The 15,690-nt window shown below is 68.1% G+C and carries 20 protein-coding genes; all 20 read left to right on the top strand.

The window, feature by feature from the left end:
• The first annotated feature begins 82 nt into the window (after positions 1 to 82).
• Genes BAY15_RS18385 through BAY15_RS18290 form a run of 20 tightly spaced genes read left to right on the top strand, consistent with a single transcriptional unit; the run spans position 83 to position 15,686 of the window.
• Complete coding sequence (locus BAY15_RS18385) at positions 83 to 1,231, top strand: tetratricopeptide repeat protein (RefSeq protein ID WP_083214236.1); 1,149 nt, start codon at positions 83 to 85, stop codon at positions 1,229 to 1,231.
• A 14-nt stretch (positions 1,232 to 1,245) separates the two neighbouring features.
• On the top strand, positions 1,246 to 1,491 hold the full coding sequence (locus BAY15_RS18380; RefSeq protein WP_237334290.1) for a flagellar biosynthetic protein FliQ: 246 nt from the start codon (positions 1,246 to 1,248) through the stop codon (positions 1,489 to 1,491).
• 3 nt (positions 1,492 to 1,494) lie between these two features.
• Positions 1,495 to 2,253: a flagellar biosynthetic protein FliR gene (locus BAY15_RS18375; protein ID WP_068854409.1), complete on the top strand. Its 759-nt coding sequence runs from the start codon at positions 1,495 to 1,497 to the stop codon at positions 2,251 to 2,253.
• A 2-nt stretch (positions 2,254 to 2,255) separates the two neighbouring features.
• Positions 2,256 to 3,323, top strand: coding sequence for an EscU/YscU/HrcU family type III secretion system export apparatus switch protein (locus BAY15_RS18370; RefSeq protein WP_068854408.1), 1,068 nt, complete (start codon positions 2,256 to 2,258; stop codon positions 3,321 to 3,323).
• The gene (locus BAY15_RS18365) at positions 3,320 to 5,383 is read left to right on the top strand and encodes a flagellar biosynthesis protein FlhA (protein WP_068854882.1); all 2,064 of its coding nucleotides are present in this window, start codon (positions 3,320 to 3,322) and stop codon (positions 5,381 to 5,383) included. Before BAY15_RS18370 ends, BAY15_RS18365 begins: the two co-directional genes overlap by 4 nt.
• A 3-nt stretch (positions 5,384 to 5,386) precedes the next feature.
• Positions 5,387 to 6,076 (top strand): flagellar hook-basal body protein, encoded by a 690-nt coding sequence (locus BAY15_RS18360; RefSeq protein ID WP_068854407.1) that lies wholly within the window; start codon positions 5,387 to 5,389, stop codon positions 6,074 to 6,076.
• An 11-nt stretch (positions 6,077 to 6,087) separates the two neighbouring features.
• Entirely contained in the window at positions 6,088 to 6,861 is a 774-nt protein-coding gene (locus tag BAY15_RS18355) for a flagellar hook-basal body protein (RefSeq protein WP_068854406.1), read from the top strand.
• A 3-nt stretch (positions 6,862 to 6,864) separates the two neighbouring features.
• Complete coding sequence (gene flgA / locus BAY15_RS18350) at positions 6,865 to 7,545, top strand: flagellar basal body P-ring formation chaperone FlgA (RefSeq protein ID WP_068854405.1); 681 nt, start codon at positions 6,865 to 6,867, stop codon at positions 7,543 to 7,545.
• The gene (locus BAY15_RS18345) at positions 7,538 to 8,131 is read left to right on the top strand and encodes a flagellar basal body L-ring protein FlgH (RefSeq protein WP_068854404.1); all 594 of its coding nucleotides are present in this window, start codon (positions 7,538 to 7,540) and stop codon (positions 8,129 to 8,131) included. Before flgA ends, BAY15_RS18345 begins: the two co-directional genes overlap by 8 nt.
• A gap of 5 nt (positions 8,132 to 8,136) precedes the next feature.
• Complete coding sequence (locus BAY15_RS18340) at positions 8,137 to 9,249, top strand: flagellar basal body P-ring protein FlgI (RefSeq protein WP_068854881.1); 1,113 nt, start codon at positions 8,137 to 8,139, stop codon at positions 9,247 to 9,249.
• Positions 9,250 to 9,262: 13 nt separating this feature from the next.
• A complete protein-coding gene (locus BAY15_RS18335) occupies positions 9,263 to 9,631 on the top strand; it encodes a flagellar basal body rod protein FlgB (protein WP_068854403.1) in 369 nt (122 codons plus the stop codon).
• A 2-nt stretch (positions 9,632 to 9,633) separates the two neighbouring features.
• A complete protein-coding gene (locus BAY15_RS18330) occupies positions 9,634 to 10,008 on the top strand; it encodes a flagellar basal body rod protein FlgC (RefSeq protein WP_068854402.1) in 375 nt (124 codons plus the stop codon).
• Positions 10,008 to 10,301, top strand: coding sequence for a flagellar hook-basal body complex protein FliE (gene fliE / locus BAY15_RS18325; RefSeq protein WP_068854401.1), 294 nt, complete (start codon positions 10,008 to 10,010; stop codon positions 10,299 to 10,301). The genes BAY15_RS18330 and fliE overlap by 1 nt, the downstream gene beginning before the upstream one ends.
• 2 nt (positions 10,302 to 10,303) lie before the next feature.
• Positions 10,304 to 11,686 (top strand): flagellar basal-body MS-ring/collar protein FliF, encoded by a 1,383-nt coding sequence (gene fliF, locus BAY15_RS18320; protein ID WP_083214235.1) that lies wholly within the window; start codon positions 10,304 to 10,306, stop codon positions 11,684 to 11,686.
• Entirely contained in the window at positions 11,686 to 12,132 is a 447-nt protein-coding gene (locus BAY15_RS18315; protein WP_068854400.1) for a hypothetical protein, read from the top strand. Before fliF ends, BAY15_RS18315 begins: the two co-directional genes overlap by 1 nt.
• A gap of 1 nt (position 12,133) precedes the next feature.
• Positions 12,134 to 12,802 (top strand): FliH/SctL family protein, encoded by a 669-nt coding sequence (locus tag BAY15_RS18310; RefSeq protein ID WP_157771780.1) that lies wholly within the window; start codon positions 12,134 to 12,136, stop codon positions 12,800 to 12,802.
• Positions 12,799 to 14,127, top strand: a complete 1,329-nt coding sequence (locus tag BAY15_RS18305; protein WP_068854398.1) for a FliI/YscN family ATPase — start codon at positions 12,799 to 12,801, stop codon at positions 14,125 to 14,127. The genes BAY15_RS18310 and BAY15_RS18305 overlap by 4 nt, the downstream gene beginning before the upstream one ends.
• On the top strand, positions 14,124 to 14,576 hold the full coding sequence (locus tag BAY15_RS18300) for a hypothetical protein (protein ID WP_068854397.1): 453 nt from the start codon (positions 14,124 to 14,126) through the stop codon (positions 14,574 to 14,576). Before BAY15_RS18305 ends, BAY15_RS18300 begins: the two co-directional genes overlap by 4 nt.
• Complete coding sequence (locus BAY15_RS18295; protein WP_068854396.1) at positions 14,573 to 15,268, top strand: hypothetical protein; 696 nt, start codon at positions 14,573 to 14,575, stop codon at positions 15,266 to 15,268. The genes BAY15_RS18300 and BAY15_RS18295 overlap by 4 nt, the downstream gene beginning before the upstream one ends.
• Positions 15,258 to 15,686 (top strand): flagellar hook assembly protein FlgD, encoded by a 429-nt coding sequence (locus BAY15_RS18290; RefSeq protein ID WP_068854395.1) that lies wholly within the window; start codon positions 15,258 to 15,260, stop codon positions 15,684 to 15,686. Before BAY15_RS18295 ends, BAY15_RS18290 begins: the two co-directional genes overlap by 11 nt.
• Positions 15,687 to 15,690: the final 4 nt, after the last annotated feature.

Here is a 15,690-nt window from a genome sequence, read left to right as displayed (position 1 = left end):
CTGACCCATACAGGGAATGTTCAGGGGGGGCGGCTCGGGGGTTGGGCCGCGACACGGTAGTTGCTAGGGGTAGTAACCGATCATGGGTCGCACGGATTCGCGTTCCGCGCGTTTGCGCGGGTATTTGGCGTCAGATCAAGGGAATATGGAACTCGCGATGGCGTTGGTCGAGGAGCTTCTGCTCGACGGCCAGCCGCGCGATGCGTATGCCGTTCTGGCTGACCACCCGGCTTCGCATACTCCGGAGTTTCGCCACCGTATGGCACAGCTGGCATTGTCGGCGGGTGACTACGCATTGGCGCTGCAGTCGCTGGAAACATTACGCGCCGAGCATGACAGCGACGTTGCGGTCGATCACGACCACGCCTTCGCCCTGATGTGCCTGCGGCGCCTGGATGACGCGTCCGACGCCACCGCGACCGCGCTGAACAAGCACGGCCCCCACCCGTCGCTCCAACTGCTGCAGGGGCGCCTCGCCATGCTGTCGGGCGACCTGGACCAGGCCGTAGCCGTGCTCAGCGCACTCGCCCAGAGCCAACCCGGTGATGCCCAAGTGCAGGGCGTACTCGCCCTGGCGCTGCTGGATACCGACGATCTCGCGCGGGCGGCGACGCACGCCGCCGCTGCCATCGCCTTGCAGGAACATCAACACGAAGCCTTGCTGGTACTGGGCACACTGGCGCTGCAGTCCGCGCCGGCCGTGGCGACGCGTCACTTCCAGCGGGCCGTAGACACCTATCCGGGCTCCGGCCGTGCGTTGTCCGGGCTGGGCCAGAGCCAGATGCTGCAGGGTGGGATCACTGCAGCCGAGGGAACATTGGTGCGGGCCACCCGTGCCATGCCCGAACACCTGGGCACCTGGCATGCATTGGCCTGGTCGCAGCTGTTGCAGGGCAATGTGGATGCCGCCCGCACAAGCTTTGAACACTCGTACGCGGTGGACCGCAGTTTCGGCGATACCCATGGCGGCCTGGCGTTGGTCCATGCGCTGCAGGGCCGCACCACCGAGGCCGAAGACGCGCTCAAGCGCGCTCTCCGGCTGGACCCGAATTCGATGACCGCACAGTACGCGCAGGTAGTACTGCGCAGCGGCCGTGGCGAAGCTGCGCTTGCCCAGCAAGGTCTCGCAGCACTGCTGGATTCGGCCGGTATCGATGCCGGCATGCCGGTTCCAGTCTTTGCCGATGCCTTGCAGCGCATCGTTGGCGGGCGGGCGCAGCCGAGCCGATGACCGCAGACTTCGCAATGCGTCTGCTCATCGAAACGTTGCTCGCCGCCGTCAAGATGAGTGCCCCGATCCTGCTGGCTACGCTGGTGGTGGGCCTGCTCATTTCGATCGTGCAGGTGGTCACCCAGATCCAGGAAATGACGCTTACGTTCGTGCCGAAGATCATCGTGGTGGTCATCGTCTGCGTAACCCTGGGTGCCTGGATGCTGGGCGTCGCGGTGGAGCTTGCCCGCCGGATGTTCGAGACCGCGTCGGGACTCTGACCCATGCCTGCCCTCCACGACTTCCTGGCTACCTACGTGCTGGCGCTGCTTCGGTTCCTTCCGACGGTGCTGCTGGTCCCATTGTCGCCGCTGCGCTGGGCGCCGGGGCTGGTTCGCATTGCATTGCTGATGCTGCTGGCGTGGCTGGGTACCAGCTTGATGCCGGCGGCGGTTTCCCTGCAGGGCGGCCCGGCATGGATCTCCGCGATCTGCGGCGAGTTGTTGATCGGCACGGCATTCGGGCTGGCGGTGATGCTGCCCAACGCCGCACTGCACACTGCTGGCTGGGTATTGGATATCCAGGCCGGCAGCAGCGCCGGCGCGCTGTTCGACCCGGGCAGCCAGAACGACATGCAGGCGGTGTTCGGCACCGCATTGATGCTGATTGCCACCGCACTGTTCTTCCTGCTGGACCTGCACCTGCAGCTCTACCGCATGCTGGCGGTGAGCCTGCAGCTGGTGCCGTTGGGCCGTGGCGGCGTGCGGCTGGAGTGGGACGGGCTGGCCGGCCTGCTGGGCCAGAGCTTCCTGCTCGGCTTCATGGTGGTGCTGCCGGTGATTCTGGGCCTGCTGCTGGTGGACGTGGGCGTGGCGTATGCCACGCGTTCGATGCCGCAGGCCAATGTGTACTTCCTGGCGCTGCCGCTGAAGCTGCTGGCTGCCATCGGCCTGATGATGGCCACCTTGCCGTTCGTGCCCACGCTGTTCGCGCGGCTGTTCAACAACGCGTTTGCGCGCGTGCCGACGTTGCTGGGGGGCTGACGATGGCCGAAGGCGACCAGGACAAGACCGAACAGCCCACCGCGTTCCGGCTCGACGAAGCGCGGCGGAAAGGCGATGTCGCGCGCAGCCAGGACATCACCGGCGTGCTGGTGCTGATCGTGTTCGCCAGCGTGTTGGCCCTCACGGCAGGCGACATTGCCGGGGCACTGGCCGACGCCACGCGCGCGATGGTGCAGGTAGCGGCCAGCGCGCCCGCGCCGGGCATGGGACTGATGCACGGCATCGCCTCGATCTGCGCACCTCTGGGCCATGCACTGATGCCGCTCGTGCTGGCGCTGATGGTGGCCGCGGTACTGGGCAACGTGCTGCAGACCGGGCTGATGTTCACTACCCACCCGCTGACTCCGGACCCCAAGCGGCTCAACCCGGCCCAGGCGTTCAAGCGCCTGTTCGCGCTGCGCAGCCTATGGGAGCTGGGCAAGATGGGGGTGAAGTTCCTGCTGCTGGCGGTGCTGTGCTGGGTGATGGTGCGCCACGCGGCCGAGCTGGTGGAGACCGCCACGCGCACCGCGCCCGGCGAGGCTGGCAGCCTGCTGCTGCGCGGCTTCGTGCGTACCTCGATCTATGTATTGATGATTCTTGCGCTGGTGGCGCTGGCCGATATGCTGTTCAGCCGCCGCAACTTCATGCGCCAGATGCGCATGAGCCGGCGCGAATTGAAGGATGAAGTGAAGCGCCGTGATGGCGATCCCGGCATCAAGGGCCGCCGCCGCGAAAAGCTGCGCGAGCTGCTGAAGAAGAGCCGTGCGCTGGGCCAGGTATCCCAAGCGGATATGGTGCTGACCAACCCCACTCACGTGGCCGTGGCCCTGCGCTACCGGCCGGGCAAGACCCTGGGCCCGGTGGTAGTGGCCAAGGGCGCGGGCGTGATGGCCACGCACATCCGCAGCCTGGCGGCGCGCCACAAGGTGCCGGTGTGGCCGTCGATGACTCTGGCGCGCGCGCTTTACCGCGAGTGCGATATTGACCAGATGGTGCCTGAGGCGCAGTACGCGGCATTGGCGCCGCTGTACCGCCGCCTGTGGGCGCAGCGCGGGGCGGCGGCATGAAGGCGTTGTTCGGCCAGCTGTGGGAAGGCAAGCGCGACCTGGCCATGGTTGCGCTGGTGCTGGGCGTGCTCATCGTGCTGTTCGTGCCGGTGCCGCCGATGCTGCTGGACCTGCTGCTGGTGCTGAACATCAGCATGGCGCTGCTGATCCTGCTGGTGACGTTCTTTACCGATTCGCCGCTGAAGTTCTCCACCTTCCCGACCATCCTGCTGCTGTCCACGTTGTTCCGGCTGTCGCTGAACGTGTCGGCCACCCGCTTGATCCTGGAAGGCGCCGACGCGGGCCGGGTGATCAACGCCATCGGCGAGTTCGTGGTGGGCGGCAACTACATTGTTGGCGTGGTGGTGTTCATCATCCTGGTGGTGGTGCAGTACGTGGTGGTCACCAGCGGTGCGCAACGCGTGGCGGAAGTGGCGGCGCGCTTCACCCTGGATTCGATGCCGGGCAAGCAGATGAGCATCGATGCCGACATGAACATGGGGCTCATCGACGAGAAGGAAGCGCGCGAGCGACGCAGCCAGATCGAGCGCGAAGCCAACTTCTATGGCGCGATGGACGGCGCCACCAAGTTCGTCAAGGGCGATGCCATTGCCGGCATCGTCATCATCCTCACCAACATCGTGGCGGGTCTGGCGGTGGGCATTGCCCAGCTCGGGCTGCCATGGGGCGAGGCGGTACAGCGCTTTACGCTGCTGACCATCGGCGACGGCATCGTCACCCAGATTCCGTCGCTGGTGATTGCCGTGGCCACCGGCATCATCATCACCCGCGCGGCCGCCGATGCGCAGCTGGGCTCGGAAATCCCCAAGCAGATCCTGGCCAACCCGAAGGCGCTGCTGATCGTGGCGATGGTGTTGCTGGTCGTGCTGGTATTGCCCGGCTTCCCGGTGGCCCCGGTGCTGGTGGTGCTGTGCATTCTGGGCGGCCTGGCGTGGCTGGCGACCCGGTCGGAAGAAGCGCGCAAGGCCGAAGCCGGCGACGCCGCGGCCGAGCCGCAGCGCCTGGAAGGCGGCGCCGCCGCCCCGCAGGATATTGGCCAGCTGCTGCGCATCGAAGCCATCGAGGTCCGCCTGGGCAGCGCGCTGTTCGATGCCTTCACCGGGCCCGACAGCGATTTGGCCGACCGTATCGAACACCTGCGCCGCCAGTTCGCCCAGGACCTGGGCTTTGTCATGCCCCGGGTGCAGCAGCAGCGCAGCGAACTGGCGCCTGAAAGCTATGAGATCCACTTCCACGGGTGCCGGGTCGGGCAGGGCAGCCTGATGACCGACCGCGTGCTGGCGATCAATCCCGGCGGGCAGCGCGCCCGGCTGGAAGGACCGGACACGCGCGACCCGGCCTATGGGTTGCCTGCGCAGTGGATCGACCGCCAGGCACGCCAGACTGCACGCACCGCCGGCTACACGCTGGTGGAGCCCGATACGGTGCTGATCACCCACCTCAGCGAACTGATCAAGCGGCAGTCGGCCGATCTGCTCACCCGGCAGGACACCGAGCGCATGCTGATGCGGGTGCGCGAACAGAATGCTTCGCTGGTGGAAGAACTGGTACCGGCGATCCTGAGCTATTCCGAAGTGCAGAAGGTGCTGCAGCTGCTGCTGCGCGAGCAGGTCAGCGTGCGCCACCTGGAAGCCATCCTGGAAGTACTGGTGGATGCAGGGCGCACGGTGAAGAACGCCGAAGACCTGGCCGAACGGGTGCGCGAGCGCCTGGGCGGCACCATCTGCCAGAGCCTGCGCGATGCCAATGGCGATCTGCACGTGATGACGCTGGCGCCGGAGCTGGAACACGAGCTGTTGTCCAGCGTGCGCGGCACCGAAGGGCGCGGCAGCCTGTTCGGCGAGATCGCGCAGCTCGATGGCTTCATGAAGAGCCTGGCCACGCAGAGCGAATCGATGATGGGCCGCAACCTGGTGCCGGTGCTGCTCTGCCCCGGTCCGGTGCGCCGCTCGCTGCGCCAGCTGCTGTCGCGCTCGATGCCATATCTGGCGGTGATCAGCCTCAATGAGATTCCGGCCACGCTGCCGGTGCGCTCCTTTGCCGCCATCCGGAGTCAATGACCGATGACCGATTCCTTGCAGGCCCTGGGCCGACAACTGGGCACGGATGTGGACACGCTGGCTTCCATCAGCCGCAACGTGGCCAACCTGCAGACGCCCGGCTACCGCGCCGAGCGCATGAGCGGCGATTTTGCCACCCAGGCCGGTCTTGCCGCGGTGCCCGACCAGCGCGATGGCAGCCTGGCCCAGACCGGGCGCTCGCTGGACCTGGCGCTGCGTGGGCCGGGCTTTTTCGTGGTTGAGCGACAGGGCCAGCAGCTGCTGGTGCGCTCGGGGAGTTTCCGCCTGGATGCCGATGGCAGCCTGGTCACCCAGCATGGCGACCAGGTGCTGGGCCAGTCCGGGCCAATCAGCATCGATGCGCGCCGGCTGACCGCCGATACGCCGCTGCGGGTGCAGGCCGACGGCCAGCTCTGGGCCGGCCAGGAAGCGCTGGGCCAGCTGCAGCTGGTGGCCGTGGCCGAACCGCTGCAGCTGCGCAGCATGGGCAACGGCGCCTACCGCTACGACGGTTTGCCCGGCCAGTGGCAGGGCAGCGTGGTGCAGGGCGCGGTGGAGCAGGCGAACGTGGACCCGGCCGATGAGATGTTGCGACTGATGGAACTGACCCGCCACGTCGATGCCGTGCGCCGGGCGATGAGCACCTACGACCAGATGCTGGATGCCGGCATCAACAAGATCGGCGAGAACTGAGAGGGATATCCATGATCGACGCATTGCACATCGCAGCTACCGGCCTGCGCAGCGGCCAACAGCAGCTGGACACCATTTCCAACAACGTGGCGAACCTGCAGACGCCGGGCTTCAAGGCCAGCCGGGTCAATTTCGCCGATATCGCCACGCCATTGCCGGCGCTGGGCGAGACGCCTGCGACCCCAATCGGCGAGCAGCACGTCGGTGGTGTACGGATCACCTCCACCAGCACCTCGTTCGAACCCGGCGAAATGCGCCAGACCGGCAACCCGCTGGACGTGGCCATCGATGGCACCGGCTTCTACGAGTTCGAGGCGGCCGATGGCGGCCTGGTGTACTCGCGCAGCGGCCAGTTCCGCGTGGATGAGGAGGGCTACCTGCGCAACTTCCAGGGCCTGCGCCTGGCGGGCGATGTGCAGATTCCGCGCGAAGGCATCGACATGCGCATCTCGCCCGAGGGCGAGGTCACCGTGCAGATGCCCGATGAGCTGGAGCGCACCGTGGTGGGCAACATCGAAGTGGTGCGGTTCGCTGCTGCGGATGCCATGCGCTCCATCGGCGACAACCTCTATGCGGTCACCCAGCAGGCCGGCACCGCGGTGTACGGCCGCGCCGGCGACGACGGTGCCGGCAAGCTCCGCCAGGGCCAGATGGAGATGGCCAACGTGGAGATCATCGAAGAGATGTCCAGCCTGGTGCTGGCCCAGCGCGCCTATCAGCTCAATGCCCGCGTGCTGCAGGCCGCTGACCAGGTGATGGATACGATCAACAACCTGAGGCGCTGAGGCATGTCACTGACGACATCGCTGCTGTGGCTCGCGCTGGCCGCCGGAAATACCGGCGACCCAGGCGCCGCGCTGGCTGCGCAGGTGCAGGCGGCGCTGCAGGCGCGCCTGCTCGCCCAGGGCAGCAGTGCACGGGTGAGTGTGGGCGGGCTGAACGCGCAGGCCTGGCCGGCCGGGCAGGTGAGCGTGGAGATTGGCGAGGTTGCCGGGCGCTGGCCGCGCGCACGCGCCACGGTGCCGGTGCGCCTGCGCGCGGATGGACGTCTGGTGCGTACGCTGAGCCTGCCGGTCACCGCCAGCGATGTGCGCACGGTGCTGGTGTTCGGTGCCGACTACACCGCGCGTACCGCGCTGGACGAGGTGCAGCTCCAGCAGGCAGCCGTGGACATGGTGTGCTGCGGTAGTGCGTCGCTGGCTGAGCGCCCGGTTGAAGGCTACCGCCTGCGCGCCGACGTGCGCGCCGGAACGCCTCTCACCGAAGACAGCATCGAAACGCGCCCTGCGGTGCAGGGCATGCAGAACGTGCAATTGCTGGTCCAGCACGGTGCCATCCAGCTGTCGGCCGAGGCGGTCGCGCTGCAGGACGGGCGCGTGGGCGAGCGCATTCCGGTTCGGCCCAGCTATGCAACGGAAACAGTGGTCGCAGTGGTCACCGCCCCGGGAAAGGTACAGGTCCATGAATAAGCTGCAGCAGCGCGTGCTGGCCTGTGTCGTGTTGATGGCCGCAACGGCCGCCGCGCACGCCGCGCCCACGCGGCAGACCTTGGTGGATGTGGAGAACTATCGGCCGCTGATGGCCGACCACCGCGCCTACCAGCCCGGAGACGTGCTCACCGTGTACGTGGCCGAAGCCACGCGCGCCAAGTCGCAGGCGGCCACCGATGCGTCCAGCCAGCTGGCACTGGGGGCATCGCTGTCCTCGCCGAGCACCAACTATTCGGCCAAGGCCGGGTTGAACGGCAGCAATGCCGGCGGCGCGCAGACCACCCGCAGCGGCGAGCTGCGCACGCAGATTTCGGTGCAGGTGGTGGCGGTGCAGCCGGATGGAATGCTGGATATCGAAGGCGAGCAGACGCTGCTGGTCAACCGCGAACGCCAGCACATCCGCCTGCGCGGCCGGGTGCGGCCGCAGGACATCGCCGCGGACAACACGGTCTGGTCGCACCGGATCGCCAATGCGGACATCGAACTGGACGGCGTGGGTGATGTCAGCACCTCGCAGCGCCAGAGCATGATCTACCGCGCCCTGAAATGGTTGAGGTTGCTGTGAGCACCATGCGTCTGCTCTGCCTTTCGTTGCTGGCGCTGCTGGGTGTCGCCAGCCCCACGCTTGCCGCCACGGTGAAGGTGAAGGACATCGCCCGCGTTGCCGGTGTGCGCGAGAACCAGCTCACCGGCTATGGGCTGGTGTTTGGTCTGTCCGGCTCCGGCGATTCCAGTCGCAACCGCGCCACGGTGCAGTCGGTCGCCAACACCCTGCGCAACTTCGGGGTGAATGTGTCCGACCAGGACGTGGCCAGCCGCAACGTGGCGGCGGTCATCGTCACCGCGCGCCTGCCGGCCTTCGCCGAGCCGGGCCAGCTGGTGGACGTGCAGGTGGCCTCGTCCGGCGACGCACGCAGCCTGACCGGCGGCACCCTGATGCTTACGCCGCTGCGCGGAGCCGATGGCCGGCTGTATGCCATGGCGCAGGGCGCGCTGTCGGTAGGCGGCTATCAGTTCGAAGGGCTGGCAGCATCGCTGCAGCGTAACCACCCCACGGTGGGCTGGATTCCGTCCGGCGGCAGCATCGAACAGGCCTCGCCCCTGCAGGTGGATACCGACGGCAAGTCGCTCTCCATCGTGCTCAACGAACCCGATTTCACCAATGCCACGCGTATTGCCGATGCCATCCGCGGCATGGGCGATGTGAGCGGTGCACGTGCCGAGCACGCCGGGAAGGTGAGCGTCACCTTCGCGCGCCCGCCAGGCGATCTGGTCGCGGTCATTTCGCGCCTGGAAAACCTCACCCTCGAACAGCAGCGCAAGGCACGGGTGGTGGTCAACGAGCGTACCGGTACGGTGGTGGCCGGCGGCGACGTGCGGCTGGGCCGGGTCAGCGTGTCGCATGGTGGGCTGAAAATCGAGATCCGCAATGAGTTCCAGGTGTCGCAGCCCGATGGCATCTATTACCGCCCCAGCAGCGGCATTGCGTCGGTGGTGACGCCTTCCACGCGTATCGATGCGGATGAAGGAGTAGCGCCGCTGGTGCAGATGCCGGAAGGCGCATCGGTGGCCGACCTGATCAGTGCGCTGCGCACCGCGCGCCTGACCACGCGGGATGTGATTGCAGTGCTTCAGTCGATCAAGACCGCCGGCGCGCTCGATGGCGAGCTGGTCATTCAATAACAGGGGGAAGGAAATGGATGCATCTACGCTGGATGCCGTGAGGCTGTCCATGGGCCTGCAGCAGCTTCGGGCGGAGCTGGCCAGCAGCAACGTCGCCCGGGCCGGCACCCCGGGCGCACGCGCGCGGACGATCGATTTCGCCGGCCTGGAAAACCTGCTGGCGGCCTATGGCGAAGGCCGCGCCTCGTCTGCCGACCTGTCTGCTGGATTGCATGCGCTGGCGGCGCTGTCGCCACGCGACAGCAGCGTGGAGGCAGCGTCGCTTGGCCTGGATACCCAGGTGGCTGAAATGTCTGCGGCATCGATGAACTACCAGACCCTGGGCGAGGTACTCAGCCGCCAGTTCGGGCTGATGCGCCTTGCCGTGACGGGTAGGAGCTGAGCATGGCCATCGACAGCATTCTCGATACGGTGCGCGCCGGCATGGCCCAGGAGCGCCTGCGCCTGGACGCGGCCAGCCGCAACATCGCCAGTGCCAACGTGGCGCTGCCGGCCACTACCGCTGCACAACGCTGGCAGGTGGGCACCGGCGCCGATTTCGCCGCGCGCCTGCAGTCCGTTCCTGCCGACACCCGCGAGGTCAGCGATCCGGGCCATCCGATGGCCGATGCGCAGGGCTTCGTGCACTACGCGCGGGTCGACATGGTGCAGGAGATGACCACGTTGATGACCGCCAGCCGTGGCTACGAAGCCAATGTGCGTTCGTTCAACCTGCTGCGCGGCATGACGCTGCGCGCGCTCGATATTGGAGCCAAGTAATGGCGATTGAAGCAATCGGCGCGCTCGACGCGCTGCGCGGCACCCCCATCGGCAGCACCGGGTCCAGCCCCGTGACCGACTTTTCGGCTGCGATCGGGCAGGGCGTGCAGCACCTTGAGAGCCGCCTGCAGGCCGCCGATGCTGCGACCCAGGCGCTGGCCAGCGGCAAGGACGTGCCGGTGCACGAGGTGATGATCGCCATGGAACAGGCCCGCATCGAGCTGACCTTCGCGGTGGAAGTGCGCAACCGGTTGCTTGAGTCGTACCAGGAACTGGCACGGATGCAGCTCTGACCATGAACGTTCCGTCTTTCTACACCTCGCTGTCCAAGCCCGCACGCGCCGGCCTGCTGGTCGGCATCCTGCTGGTGCTGGGCGCCACCGTCGCGGTGGTGGCTTGGTTGGTGGCTCCGCGCCAGCAGACGCTGTTCAGCAACTTGCGGCAGTCCGATGCGGCCGAGATCGTGCAGGCGCTGGGCGACTGGAAGGTGCCCTATCGCCTGGGCGAGGGCGGTACCTCGATCAGCGTGGACGAGGCAGCGGTGTATGAAACCCGCATGCGCCTGGTATCGGCGGGCATCCCCAAGGGCGGTCACGTCGGCTTCGAGCTGTTCAACGAATCGGACTTCGGGGTCACCGAGTTCGCGCAGAAGGTCAACTACCAGCGGGCGCTGCAGGGCGAAATCGAACGCACCATCACCAGCCTGCCCGGCGTGCTGGATGCCCGGGTGCACCTCACCATCCGCCGCCAGGGGCTGTTTGCCGAGCAGGAAGATGGCTCCAAAGCATCGGTCGCGCTGTCGCTCTCGCCGGGCCAGCGCCTGAGCCGCGGCCAGCTGGATGGCATCCGCAGCCTGGTGGCCGCGTCGGTGGAAGGGCTCAAGCCGGAGCAGGTGTCTGTGCTCGATTCGGAGGGCGCGTTGCTGTCCGGTGGTGCGCCGGGCGTTGCCGCCAGCGGTGAGCAGGTGCAGGGTGAACGCAAGGGCGAAGTGGAGCAGGCGATCACCACGCGGGTGGCAAGCCTGCTGGGCAAGACCATGAATGCCGGCGATTTCGCGGTGTCGGTGGATGCCACGCTGAACTACGACGCGGTCCGCGAAGTGAGCGAACGCCCGGTTGCGATGGGCGAGCAGGGCACCGGGCTGGTGCAGCGCCGCCGCACCACCACCCAGCCGCAGCAGGAAGGCGCCAATGCGCCGCGTCAGGAAGAGGACACCGAGTACGTGCTTGGTACCACCCGGCAGGAGGTCAACCGTGCCCCGGGCCGTGTCGAGCGATTGTCGGTGGCCGTGGTGGTGCCCGCGCGGCTGGACGACGTCGAGCTGTACCGCCTGCGCTCACTGGTGGCGGCGGCGGCCGGCATGGATTTCGAACGCGGCGATCAGCTTGAAATCTCCCGGCTGGGCCAGGGCCGCGTAGCGGCGCCCAAGGAGACGGTGGCGGCACCGGCCGGCGGCACCGTCACGCCGGCGCCCACTGCTGCCGTTGAGCGGGCGCCGAACCGGCAGGCGCCGGTGCAGGGCTACGGCTGGCGGCTGATCGCCGCTGCCCTGCTCGGTATCGTCGCCACCTGGCTGTGGATCGGCCTGCGGCGCCGCCAGCCGGCGCGCCTGACCGCGCAGCAGCGCGAAGAGGCGCTGCAGAAGATGCGCCTGTGGCTGCAGGACGGACGCCAGTGATGAGCGCGCCGGACATCGCCGAAGCGCATCGCCGCTGCGCGCTGCTGTTGGCGCCACTGCACCGGCGCGACCAGACCGCGCTGCTGGCGGCACTTCCGCCTGCCGACGCGGCGCTGGTACAGCAGGTGCTGGCCGAGCTGGTGGCGTCGGCGCTGCCCATTGATGCCCTGCCCGCCGGTTGGCTGGATGCGGAAGCGCCGGCGCGCATCGCATCCGATATGGGCGCACGTATCGATTGGAATGCGTTCGCCGGCCGCGTGTCCTCGCCTTGGCTGGCGCGCGCGCTGGCATGCGTTCATGGCGCAGAGCGCGAGTTCTGCCTTGCCGCATTGGAACCGGCCAGCCGCACTGCGGTCACGCCGTTGCTGGGCAGCGTGCCCACCCTGCCGCCGGGGCTTGAGGCGTCGTTGCGCACGCGCCTGCTCAACGCACCGGAGGCGGGCTGACATGCAGCGCGTGAGCCCGATGCCGGGTGCAGCAATGAGCCTGTCGCAGGCCTTGGGCGTACCCACGGCTGCCGCCGCTGCGGTGGTGGACGAAGCACCGGTGCCGTTCGCGCCGCCCGGCCCCACCCTGGCCGAAGAGCGCACGGCTGTACTGGAGCAGGCGCGGCAGGAGGGGCTGCGCCTGGGCGAAGCGGCGGCGGCCACCGCGCTGCAGAAGCAGTTGCGTGAGCAGAGCACGGCACAGGAAGCGGCGCATGACGCACGCCTGCAGGCACTGGCCATGCAGCAGCAGCTGCTGGCGGACCTGCTGCACGCCGTGCCGGAACAGGTCCAGCAGTTGGAAGCACGAACCCTGGAAGCGGCCGCCGTGCTGGCGTTTGCAGCCGCCACGCGTGTGTACGGCACCGCCACGGCCGACTTCCGCCAGGTGTGCGCGCAGCTGCTGGAAGAGCAGCGCGAACGCCCGGTGGTGTTGCGGGTGGCGCCGGCCCTGCATGACGTGGTGGAAGGTTTGGCCGATGCACAGGTGCGCGTGGAATCGGCGCCCGGCCTGGCACCGGGGCAAGCGCAGCTGCAGACCAGCACCGGCATTGTCGATGGTGGCGTGGATGTGCGCCTGGACGCGATCCGCACGGCGTTGCTCGCTGGCCTGGCGGCGCAGCCCCGATGACTGCCATCGGCCTGGACGCCCTGCTGGAACAGCTGCGCAGCGTGCCGACGGCACGCCGGCTGGGCCGTGTGGAGTCGTTCAACGGGATGGTGGTCGAGGCGCTGGGGCCGGACGTGGTGTTGGGCGAGCGTTGCCTGATCGAAGGTAACGGTGGGCACCGCGTAGACGCGATGGTGGTGGGTTTCCGCGCCGGCCTGACCCAGCTGATGCCGTATGGCGAGCTGACCGGCATTGCGCCGGGGCATCTGGTGCGGTCGCTGGGGCGCGGGGTCGACGTCGGCGTTGGCGACGCACTGCTGGGTCGGGTCATCGATGCCCATGGCGGTGCACTGGACGACGGCCCTGAACTGAATCTCGAGCTGCGCTATCCGTTGACGCGCCCGCCGATCAACCCGTTGCACCGTTTGCCTATCGAGCGGGCGCTGGAAACAGGCGTGCGTGCCATCGATACCCTGCTGACGCTGGGCGAAGGCCAGCGCGTGGGCATCATGGCCGGCAGCGGCGTTGGCAAGAGCACCCTGCTGGGCGCCCTTGCGCGCCAGGTCGATGCGGATGTGACCGTGCTGGCCCTCATCGGCGAGCGCGGCCGCGAGGTGCACGATTTCCTGCAGCACTCGCTGGGGGCCGAAGGCCTGAAACGCTCGGTGGTGGTGGTTGCAACCGCTGACGAACCTGCGCTGATGCGCACCCAGGCGGCGTATGCGGCGCACGCCGTGGCGGAGTACTTCCGCGACCAGGGCAAAGCGGTGCTGCTGGTGGTCGATTCGATGACCCGCTTTGCGATGGCACAGCGTGACATCGGCTTGTCCATCGGCGAGCCGCCCACCTTCCGGGGCTACACCCCGTCGGTGTTCGCGCAGCTGCCTCGCATGTTGGAACGCTGTGGCCGGGTCCGCGGCGGCGGCTCGATCACCGGCATCTACAGTGTACTGGTCGAGGGGGACGACATGAACGAGCCAATCACCGATCACATGCGCGCCATCCTGGACGGCCACATCATCCTGGACCGCGAGCTGGCGGCGCGTGGCCATCACCCGGCCATCGACGTGCTGCACAGCGCAAGCCGGTTGATCGGCGCGGTGGCCAGCGCCGACGAGCAGGACACGGCGCGCCGGGCGCGACGCGAACTGGCGGTCTATGAGCGCGCACGCGATCTGGTCGAGCTGGGTGCGCACCAACCCGGCGTCAACCCGGAGCTGGATGGCATCCTGCAACGGCGCGCGGACATGGAGGCCTTCCTGCAGCAGGCAGCCGAAACGCGCTGCGGCCGGCCCCAGGCCCTGCAGCAGCTGCGCGGCGTACTCGCCAGGGAGTCGGTGCCATGAGTCAGCGCGAACGCGCCCTGGCGGCACTGCACCGTCTGCGTGATTTCCAGCACGGCCAGCAGGAAACCGCGCATCGGCTCGCGCAGCACGACGAGAATGCGCAGCTGAACGCGCTTCAGCGCGCCCGTTCCGCGCTAGAGCACGGCCAGCAGCAAGCCGGTAGCGCGGGGCAGGGCAGCAGCCTCGATCTCGGCCGCGCCGCGCTGGTGGCGCAGCTGATGGAAGGCCTGCTGGAGAATGTCCGCGATCGGCGCAGCGCGCATGAGCAGGCAGGGGCGCGCACCGCGCTGGCCGCTGCGCAGCACCTGGCGGCGCAGCGCCAGCGCGATCAGGTGGGCGATCACCTGGCCCAGGAACGCGCGCGCTTACAGCAGGCCAGCGACGTCCGCGACTTCGACGACCGCAGCGATCTGCTGCTTGCCCGCCGGCTACGTGGAGACGCGACATGATCACGCCCCTGCTCGACCCGAATCTGATTCCGCTGGTGCGTGCGCCAGAGCGGCGCGCGGGCGACCCCGCGCCACGCGCATTCGAACATGCCGTGGCGGCGACCCTGCCGGACGCGGGCGTGGCGTCGGCGCCGGTTGAAGTGGACCTGCAGGACGAGCAGGGCGCGATCCGCACGATTGCCCTGCCGTGGGGACTGGCCGCAAACCCGCGCCTGTCCCAGCAGTTGCCCGGCGCCACCGCGCAGACAGCCTTGTTCCTGATGCTGCAACCGGGTGCTGCGCTGGCTGCGCCGGGCGAATCCGGGCAGGCAGCTGGCATCCAACCGTCTGGGATCGCACCTGCGCCGGCCATGACGATGCCAGCAAATGCATCCTTGCCCTTGCCCCTGTTGGGCCTGCGCGACACGGCGCGCGCATCGGAGCGCCCCGCCTCCACCACCAGCGCTGCGCTGCAGGCCGATACCGGCGTGCCATGGCAGGAGCGCTGGCTGCAATGGCTGCGCGGCAGTGGCGGCGACCTGCAGCTTCGCCTGCGTGACTACCGCCTGGACGATGCCGACCACCCGAAGCTGCTGGAGCAGCTGCACCTCTTCGCCCGTGACCAGGGTCTGGCGCTGACGCGCGTAAGCGTCAACGGCCATGAACTCTGGCGCGCGCCCGACCCCGCAACAGGAAACCACCATGGCCGTTGATGCAATCGGAAGCACGTTGGGCACCCAGCAGACCGAGCTGACCAACAACAACACCATCAACCAGGACGATTTCATCAAGCTGTTCCTGGCCCAGTTGCAGTTCCAGGACCCCATGGAGCCGGTGGACAACCGCGAGTTCCTGGCGCAGCTGGCGCAGTTCTCCGCGCTGGAGCAATCGCGCCAGCTGAGCCAGAACACGGCCGACCAGCTCACGATGTCGGCTGCCAGCCAGGCGGTGAGCCTGATTGACCGCCAGGTCGAAATCGCAGGCGAAGGTGGCAACACCTCTGGCCGCGTGATCGCGGTGCAGTTCGGCACCAGCGGCCCGGAACTGAGCGTGCGCGACAGCGCAGGCCAGGTCAGCACGGGGGTGAAGCTGTCGCAGGTGTCGCTCGTGCAGCCCGCCAGCTCGCCCTGATCCA

It is taken from the genome of Stenotrophomonas rhizophila (assembly GCF_001704155.1).
Taxonomy (GTDB): Bacteria; Pseudomonadota; Gammaproteobacteria; order Xanthomonadales; family Xanthomonadaceae; genus Stenotrophomonas; species Stenotrophomonas rhizophila_A.
This window is presented reverse-complemented; position numbering and strand designations above follow the sequence as displayed.